The sequence below is a fragment of the Herbaspirillum lusitanum P6-12 genome (assembly GCF_000256565.1).
Lineage (GTDB): Bacteria > Pseudomonadota > Gammaproteobacteria > Burkholderiales > Burkholderiaceae_D > Herbaspirillum > Herbaspirillum lusitanum.
This window is the reverse complement of sequence record NZ_AJHH01000588.1, coordinates 1-1,232: the sequence shown is the minus strand read 5'-3', so window position 1 is coordinate 1,232 and position 1,232 is coordinate 1. Positions and strand designations below refer to the sequence as shown.

Sequence of the window (1,232 nt, the reverse complement as noted above, 5' to 3'; positions counted from 1 at the left end):
GCGGATGCAGGTTCAGGCGACGTGCGGTATCGCTTCGTCGACGCTGTCGTCATCGGACAGGGCGACCACCGGCATGCGCGCCAGATGACGCTGGTCCAGCGCACGAGGATAACTGTCCTGCGTTGCGGCGCCGATGGCGATGATTTCATCGCGGATATGCGTACGCGCAGCGACGGCGCGTGCGTGGCTTTGCACTGCCCAGGCCTCCTGTTGCTCGCGCGTGATGCCGGCTTTCAGCGCATGACGCGCAGCCGCCAAAAGCATGCCGGGGTCGCGCGCAGGATCGGGAGCGAAGGCCGGGCTGTCATAGATGGTTGCTGCCTCACCGGCATGGCGCGGACGATGCTGGCGGATCGGCGCGCGGCTCCATGCTTCGACGCCGCCGGCGATGACGACGTCGGCGTTGCCGGAGGCCAGCATGCCGTGCGCGAGTGCGATGGCGTCGAGTCCGGCGCAGCATTGGCTGTCGACCGACAAGGCCGGAGTACGGTCATCGAAACCTGCGGCCAGCGCCAGCATGCGTGCCGGGTTGCCGCCTGCGCCCATGGCGTTGCCGGCGATAACGGCGTCGATGGCGTTCAAGGGAATACCGAAGCGCTGCAGGATGCCTTGCACCACGGGCGCGGCAATCTCATGCGGCTGCAACTGCGACAGCGCACCGCCGAGCGGCGTCACCGCGCTGCGGCCCCAGCCGAGGATGACGGCGTCATTCATCGTGTCGTCAGTGTCGGCATGGCGGGATCGTCGAGTCGTTGCGCCAGTTGCTTGTGATCGGTCTTGCCGCTGGGCGTGAGCGGCCAGTCGTTGCAGGTGTAGAAACGGCGCGGAATCTTGTAAGGTTCGAGACGCTCGCGGCACCATGCGACCAGTGCCTCGGGGCTGACGGGGTCGGTCACTTTCAGCAGCGCCGCTATCTGCACGCCGCGCACCGCATCCGCCATGCCTTGCACCGATGCGGCCGCCACGGCGGGATGGGCGGTCAACACGCTTTCCACTTCTTCGGGAAACAGATTCTTGCCTTGCGCCAGAAGCATGCGTTGCTGGCGGCCCAGCAGATGCAGGCGACCCTGTTTGTCGAGATGGCCGACGTCGCGCACCGACAGCCAGTCGCCATCGCGCAGCAGCGCCGGTTGTTCGTCGCTGTCCCTGAGCGTGACGTAGTCGGTAAACACCATCGGGCTGCGCACGTAAATCAATCCTGGTATATCGGGAGCGGTCGCATCGATGCGCAC

Annotated in this window: 2 protein-coding genes; both read right to left on the bottom strand. The window is 66.2% G+C overall.

Annotation, left to right across the window (positions count from 1 at the left end; all coding sequences use genetic code 11):
• Positions 1-12 precede the first annotated feature (12 nt).
• On the bottom strand, positions 13-714 hold the full coding sequence (locus tag HLUSI_RS29670; RefSeq protein ID WP_016835533.1) for a thiolase family protein: 702 nt from the start codon (positions 712-714) through the stop codon (positions 13-15).
• Positions 711-1,232: AMP-binding enzyme (locus tag HLUSI_RS0119405; protein ID WP_016835532.1), on the bottom strand; the 522-nt coding region annotated here is incomplete at its 5' end. The genes HLUSI_RS0119405 and HLUSI_RS29670, both read right to left, overlap by 4 nt.

Excerpts from the sequence above, each read along its gene's own strand:
- HLUSI_RS29670 (WP_016835533.1), bottom strand. The coding sequence starts at position 714 with ATGAATGACGCCGTCATCCTCGGCTGGGGCCGCAGCGCGGTGACGCCG.